Source organism: Phormidium pseudopriestleyi FRX01, assembly GCF_017313335.1.
Taxonomy (GTDB): Bacteria; Cyanobacteriota; Cyanobacteriia; order Cyanobacteriales; family Laspinemataceae; genus Laspinema; species Laspinema pseudopriestleyi.
Map to the genome: position 1 here is coordinate 22,556 of NZ_JAFLQW010000191.1, position 7,772 is coordinate 30,327.

General features: G+C 48.4%; 4 protein-coding genes. 2 read left to right on the forward strand and 2 right to left on the reverse strand.

Annotated elements, in window-relative coordinates; all coding sequences use genetic code 11:
- The first annotated feature begins 81 nt into the window (after positions 1–81).
- A complete protein-coding gene (locus tag J0895_RS06905) occupies positions 82–3,882 on the forward strand; it encodes a response regulator (RefSeq protein WP_207087371.1) in 3,801 nt (1,266 codons plus the stop codon).
- 230 nt (positions 3,883–4,112) lie between these two features.
- Positions 4,113–4,679 (forward strand): class I SAM-dependent methyltransferase, encoded by a 567-nt coding sequence (locus J0895_RS06910; RefSeq protein ID WP_242541115.1) that lies wholly within the window; start codon positions 4,113–4,115, stop codon positions 4,677–4,679.
- Between the two features lie 140 nt (positions 4,680–4,819).
- Here the strand turns inward: J0895_RS06910 and J0895_RS06915 are convergent, their stop codons facing one another.
- Together J0895_RS06915 and J0895_RS06920 are read right to left on the reverse strand one after the other, a co-directional pair.
- Positions 4,820–5,689, reverse strand: a complete 870-nt coding sequence (locus J0895_RS06915; protein WP_207087373.1) for a PIN domain-containing protein — start codon at positions 5,687–5,689, stop codon at positions 4,820–4,822.
- Between the two features lie 212 nt (positions 5,690–5,901).
- A complete protein-coding gene (locus tag J0895_RS06920; RefSeq protein WP_207087374.1) occupies positions 5,902–7,410 on the reverse strand; it encodes a site-2 protease family protein in 1,509 nt (502 codons plus the stop codon).
- Positions 7,411–7,772: the final 362 nt, after the last annotated feature.

Consider the following 7,772-nt stretch of genomic DNA (forward strand, 5'->3'; position numbering starts at 1 on the left):
AGATTGAACGATTGGGAACAGAATTCTGAGCTGGATGAGCCAGTGAAGTGATAATCTATTTGTGAAATCAATAAAACGGTCGTGAACCCATTTAAACTGTCCTCTTGCTTGTCCCTCTTGCGATCGCCCATTTGGGTGTTCGATCTCGAACAATTGCAACTGTGGTGGGCGAACCCTGCCGCTTTGCAACTCTGGGGTGCAGCGAGTTTGGACGCACTGCAACAGCGAGATTTCCGGGAGATTTTAGGGGCAAAGAACCCCCGATTAAAGGGCTATTCCAAACGGTTGAAGTCTGGGGAAACGGCGATCGAACAGTGGACCTTTTATCCCCAGGGAGAAGCAGTGCAGATTCCCTGCCTCTGTTCTGGGATGGAGATTGACCAAGGACGCCTAGCCCTGTTGGTAGAGGGGGTGAGTCCGGGAATTCTCCCTCATAGAGGCGTTGCCAATCCACTCATGCTGGGGAAGGCGTTACCGGAGCAAACCGATGTAGGACCCCAGGCAGTCGTCGTCCGTCAGATTATTGACCCCCTCACTGGCAAAACTATCGCCCTAGTTCAGGAGAATGATTTGCTGGATACGGGAGGCGATCGCCCACAATCTTCCCATCCCCGCGAGGTGATGAATCTTCCCGCAACGGGTTTTCCAAACCGGGGTAAACAACAGTCCGGTGAGGATAGCCAGGAAGAAACCATCACCCGGCAACAGGCTATTTTAGATAGTGCCAACTACTCGATTATCTCTACGGGGATTGATGGGATTATTTATACATTTAATGCCACGTCTGAACGCTGGCTGGGTTATACTGCCGAGGAAATGGTCGGGAAAATGACTCCGGCGATTCTCCATGATCCGATGGAAGTGGTCCAGAGGGCGCAGGAACTTTCCGAAGAACTGGGGGTGGAGATTACGCCTGGGTTTGATGTGTTTACAGCCAAAATCCAGCGGGGGAAACCGGACGAATACGAATGGTCCTATATCCGCAAAGATGGCAGTCGGTTTCCGGTGTTGTTGTCTATTTCGGCCCTGCGCGATCGCACGGGGGAAATTACCGGATTTTTGGGGATTGCCAGCGACATCAGCGATCGCAAGGGTGTCGAAGCGCAACAGCGCGAAACTGAGGCAGCATTGCGATCGCTGATTGAGGTGCAAGCAGCGGTGGATTTGAGTCTGCAAGAGCGTCTTGAGCGGATGTTAGCAATGGGTTCGGAGCGATTTAAGTTAGAAATTGGGATGTTGGGTCGCGTCGAGGGCGATCGCATCGAGATCGTCGCCACTTGCTATCCTCCAACCAGTCTGTTTAAACTGTTTCCCGGGGATGCGTTCAATTTAAGTCAAACTTATGACGCCTATACCCTCTCGGAACAATCTACACTCTGTATCGAATCCGCTGCACAATCTGAGGTTTGGCAAACCCATAGCGGCTATCAAGTCCGGCAACTCCAGGCGTATATTGGCACGCCGATTTTCGTAGCTTCAGAGGTTTACGGGACTCTGAGCTTTTCCAGCCGCACCCCACGCGATACCGCCTTTAAAGACAGCGATCGCCAACTGGTGACCTTGATGGCACAGTGGATCGGTGGGGAAATCGAACGAGACACGGCCCAGAATACATTCCGGGCTGAATACCAACGCACGTTGTTACTGGGGCAAATTACCCGAGAAATTCGCCAAAGTTTAGATTCTCAACAAATTTTACAAACGGCGACGGATTTAATGGGTCGCGGTTTTCACCTGAATCGTTGTGTGATTCTCTCTTATACCCAGGAAGCCAGTACGGTAGATACGGTGGCAGAATATGTAGAACCTGGGTATCCATCGATGATGGGTATTCAAATTCCGGTGCAAGGTAATCCCTACATTCAAAAGGTGTTTGCTGACGATCGCGCGGTGGCTTCTGATGATATTAATACCGACCCCTTACTACGGGAGGCACTCCCCCTGTGCCATCAAGCTCAAATCAAGTCGATGTTAGCCGTTCGCACATCCTATCAAGGGGAACCGAATGGGACCATTGGCTTCCATCAATGCGATCGGTTCCGCCATTGGGAACCCCAGGAAATTGAACTACTCGAAGCGGTTGCGGTTCAACTCGGCATTGCCTTAGCTCAATCGGAATTACTGGTTCGTGAACGAGCAGCGCGATCGCAACTGGCCGAGCAAAATCAAGCCTTAAAACAAGCCCGAGAATCCGCTGAAATCGCCAACCGTGCCAAAAGTGAATTCCTCGCCACCATGAGTCACGAAATCCGGACTCCCATGAATGCCGTGATTGGCATGACGGGGTTATTACTGGATATGAATTTAACCGAGGAACAGCGGGATTATATTGAGACGATTCGTACCAGTGGCGATGGCTTACTGACGATTATTAATGATATCCTCGACTTCTCTAAAATTGAATCCGGCAAACTCGAACTAGAAAATCATCCCTTTAATCTGCAAACTTGCATCGAAGAAGCCTTAGATTTATTTGCTCCAAAAGTCGCTGAAAAAGGGCTGGAATTATTATACCAAATTGAACTTACCACGCCCAAACACATTATCTCAGATGTCACTCGGTTGCGGCAAATTTTAGTCAATTTAATTGGCAATTCCGTCAAATTTACTCAAACCGGCGAAATCGTGGTATCCGTGAGTGCAACCCGGTTAACCTCTCCAGGTTCTCAAGCCGAACTTGCCACCCATTTAGTCACGGCGAATGGGGAAACTCCCTCGGGTTTACAGCCGCTATCAGCGGATGAGTTCACCCCGGTTGCTTACGAGTTCCAATTTTCCATTCGAGATACGGGAATTGGGATTCCCTCCCATCGTCGCGATCGCCTCTTTCTGCCCTTTTCTCAAGTCGATGCCTCTACCACTCGTCAGTTTGGCGGGACTGGACTGGGACTGGTAATTTGCAAGCGCTTAAGCGAATTAATGGGGGGTCGAATGTGGATTGAGAGTGAGGAAGCGGTGGGTTCTACCTTTTACTTCACCTTAATTGCTCACTCCAACCCCAAGGCGATCGATTCCGATGAATATCAGCAGAGCGATCGGCCAATACTCAGGGGTAAAAAACTGCTAATCGTCGATGATAACGCCACAAATCGACAAATTTTGCTCAAACACACTCAAAACTGGGGAATGTTCCCCCACCATGCTGCATCCGGTTCCGAAGCCTTAGCCCTTTTAGAAGTCAGCAATCATTTTGACCTCGCTATTTTGGATATGCAAATGCCCGAAATGGATGGATTAACCCTCGCATTGCGGATTCAAAGCCAACCCCAATGGCAATCCCTTCCCTTAGTCATGTTCACCTCAATGGGTAAACCTGAATCGCTAGAAGTAGATGGAGTTTTCGTTAAGTTTGCAGCGTTTATTAATAAACCGATTAAACAGTCTCAACTGTATAATACCTTAATTCAAGTTCTGGATAAAAACCCCTCCACCAGTCCTGTTAAATATGAATCTATCTCCCGTTCTAAGAAATCTCTAATTGATTGTTACATGGCGAAGCGGATTCCCTTAAGAATTTTATTAGCTGAGGATAATATCGTCAACCAGAAAGTTGCCCTCCGAATTTTGGAGCGCATGGGATATCGTGCGGATGTCGCTAATAATGGACTCGAAGTCTTAGAAGCCTTGCATCGGCTATCCTACGATGTCATCCTCATGGATGTGCAAATGCCTGAAATGGATGGGTTAGAAGCGACTCGTCAAATTGTTAAAAAATATGCAGAACGTTTACATTTAAATAAGCCAAAAATTATTGCAATGACTGCCAATGCCATGCAAGGCGATCGGGAAATCTGTCTCGCCGCTGGAATGGATGATTACATCACTAAACCAATTCGTCTCGAAGAGTTAATCAAAGCATTATCTTTAGTCAAAGCGGAATAATTCCCATCAATCCTCGATTAACCTGACCTTATGTTTAGACCTCTTGAACATTGAACAAATAAGGAATGGGAGCATCTTGCTAACCCTAAGACGTAGGGAGCAAGATGCTCCTACTCCTAAACTTTAGGGTCATTTTTTTGTGCTATAATGAAATAAGAAGCTCCCAATTTTTTTCATTAACCATGAAATTTTATTCCCAAGTTATTCTACCCAAACTGATAGATATTACAATGTCCGATCCACGGATTTCTCAGTATAGAGAAGCGGTTTTATCTGAGGTATCTGGCAATGTTTTAGAAATTGGGTTTGGGACCGGATTAAATTTGCCTCATTATCCAGAAACAGTCCAAAAGCTCACCACTGTAGACCCGAATCCCGGGATGAATCAGTTGGCCCAAAACCGGATTGAATCCTCGGATATTGAGGTGGAAGTTCGGGTCATCAGTGGGGAGAATTTACCCTTTCCTGATGAGAGTTTTGATAGTGTTGTTAGCACTTGGACTTTATGTAGTATTCCCCAGGTGGAACGGGCTTTAGCAGAAATTCACCGGGTTCTCAAGTCCCGAGGAAAGTTCTTTTTTTTGGAACATGGATTGAGTGAGGAACCGAAGATTCAAGGTTGGCAGAATTTCCTCACTCCTCTGCAAAAAATCGTGGGGGATGGATGTCATCTGAATCGTCCGATTCAAAGTTTAGTAGAACATCAGTTTCAGATTCTGGAACTTGAGCGCTTTTATGCGCCTAAGATTCCTAAGACTGTGGGGTATTTGTACAAAGGGGTTGCGGTAAAAGGATAGGAGGGGAACGACTGAAGGCGTTATTACGAACATTAGAGTACGCCTGAAGGCGTTACTACGAACACCCGCAGAAATTTTCCGAACACCTTGGAGTGCGAGCATCTTGCTCGCTATTTTTATAGCAAACTGATTTAAACTCGCTATAGTCCGGGGATGGGGGGTAATTTTTTTAACTGGGGCTGGATGTGCTGCTGCCAAAAGGGGTTAAAGGTTTCGGGAAAGGCCATTTTCCACATAAAGCCGAGGACTGTGATCATGAATGTTGCCATGACTAAGGCGACAAGTGCGGTACTTAACTGAGCGAAAATATTGGATTTCTTGGGTTTGACGTAAAATCCGCGTCGGCGATTTTGGAGAGCATAAGCCGAATCATCGATGATTTCTTCCTGGATCGGGATGGGTTTGGTTCGTTTGGCGGCTGGTTTGCGGGAGACTGCGGCTTTTTTGTGGCCTTTGGAGGGCGATCGCGCTTTGGAGGCGGTACTCATTCCGGAGGTGTCATCGCTTTGTTCCCATCTCTCTAACTGCTGAGTCACCACTTCGGGTTCTTTCTTCGCCCTTGACCACTGTAACAACATCGCTGAGGTAATCCCACAGAGATTATTTTGGCGTAAGGCGGTGATCCGTTTAAGCAGGGGTTGTCCATTGCAGACAAAGACGACGATCGCATCTGACCGTTCTAGGGCCACACCATAGGCAGCTTGGGCAATCTCTAAACTTAACCGAGCACTCACACTCAAGGATGCACCTTCGGCGGGTTGTAACCGGCGATGGGTAGCGGTGGCGGTGGTTTGCTGCCAGCCACTTTTGGGCCAAAATGTCATAAATTCTTTTGCTGCCTTCTCCTGTCCCGGTTCGGCTGCGCGATCGGCAAAATCCTGCATCGCTTCAAAGACAACGTTGGGGACAAAACAACTCCCCACCCGTTTGTAATCTTTCCAAATCTTTGTATCACCGGCTAACAGTGAGGTTGTATCAAAAACAAGTAATATCTGGGGTCGAGCACTCATGATGTTAAAAGGGGGGTAGAAGAGGAAAAGGAAAGCGCGAAAGCTATGACGTCGGTTTTGTTAAATAAAGAGAACAAGAAACCGGGTTTCTCGCCCAAACTTGTTGCTCATGAAGTAAAGATTTTTTGAAGAAACCCGGTTTCTAACTTGTACTGTATCGAGGACCTAGGTATTTTTCTGCGGTCCTCCTGCGTTGCTTTCTCCTTCTATTATTATCCGCCAATTCCTAAACGACCGGCCAAGGAGGTACTCAGGGGGAGTAAGGTGGCGATCGCCAAAAATAAGGCTAACAAAGCCAAGGCTGCCCTGGCATCATCGGGTTCTTTAATTTCGTTCAAACTGGGGCGTTCTAAACCCCGTTGTAGGAAGAGAATCACGATCGCCCAATATAAGGCCAGAGGATTGAAGAAAGCGGCGATCGCTAGGACAATTGCCGTGGCGATCGTCGCCCTTCCTGCAATGGTTCGTCCATAGACAGACTGGACAATCCGGCCCCCATCAAGTTGACCCGCAGGCAGGAGGTTAAGTGCAGTAATCACTAATCCCAGCCAACCAATCACCATCATCGGATGTACCGCGACCAAGGGTTGATTCAATGCTGAACCCAGCACAACTTTTGCTAAAGTGCCGACTAACACAGACCCTTGGAAAAACTCTGCCGGAATTTGAAACAAGCTGCCTTCGTGGGACAGAAGTAAACCCACGATTAACATCGCCAGAGAGACTAATCCACCGGCAGCAGGTCCGGCAAAGGCCACATCAAACAACACTGTTCGGTTCGGCAAGAGGGTTTCAAAGCGATTGATTGCCCCAAAGGAACCGATTTGCCAAGTGGGGATGAAAAAGGGCCAGCTTAAGCGGACGTTATTTTTCTGGGCGATTATCCGGTGGGCGATTTCATGAGAGAGCAATACGGCCCAGATTCCCAAGGTTAGGGGGAGCACTTCCCCCAGGCGTTGGGGATTGGTAAAGAAGTCGAACCCCAGGAATAATCCAGCGGTTTCTAAGCTGGTGAAAATCGTGGCTATAAATAGCACTAGGGCGAGGATTTTTTGTCCTCGGGTGGTAGGTTTGGGGTCCGAGGTACTGGGTAAGACGATCGCCACGGGTTTTTCGTCAGGATTGGGGACTAAAAACAGCCGATAGCGATCGCCCATGCGTTCTTTCAGGGTCTCGGCGAGGCGATCGTAAGCCTCATCTGGATCCCCACGCAGATTCCCTTTAAAAATTGCCCCTTCTTGATAGGAAATGGTTTCTGTAGCAAAGAAGGTATCAATGCCAAAAATCCCCTGGATTTTTTTGAGGTCCTCTTCGGGAATTCTGACAAACTCCGGGGCGATCGTCTTGAGTTGGTCTTCAACGCCGGGAATCGACGGGTTCTCTGGGTTGCTCCCCACAGGAATCTGATCGGACTGCAAGCGTTTTGCGGCCCGTTCTCGCAGGACCTCATCCTGACCCGCCGCCCGTAGTTGTTTGCCCAGATAGATGTACAAACCCGCAGAGGCGAGAACCAGCAGCAGAATTCCCACTAAGTTCAGGTAGATTCCGGCGGAGAATAAGCCAAAGAACAACAGCCAAGGGAACATCAGTACCGCAGACTGTAACCAGGCTAAGATGCCGAGTTTTCCGAAATCCCTAGCGCGATAATATCCCCACCCCAAGATTCCTAGGGCGACCAACACGATAGCAATTGTTGCAGCATTCTCTGTTGCGATATCCATGTCCTCAATATAAATGCTTGTCAGACACCGCCCGGGCGATCGCTCATGATCAATCCCACTGCGACTTTTCAGGCGGTTGAACCCGCTATTTGTCGCAGAGGTACGCTGTTAAAAACGCCGGGGGATCGATTCCATCTTACCGAGTCATCTGCCCTCCCCGATAACCCCAAGCACAAATTCTCCAGAGGGAAGAGTTTTAGGGGATCAGTCGGTGTTTGACAAAGAGGCGGATTCCCTCAAGGTGGAGTCTAAAAAACCCGCACCCTGAAGGGTGCGGGTTTTTATAGACTAGCCCTGTCAAGGTGGTAAATTTAATGAGGAAAAATCGTTGTTTCATGTAGGGGTTTGGTCACCAAACCCTC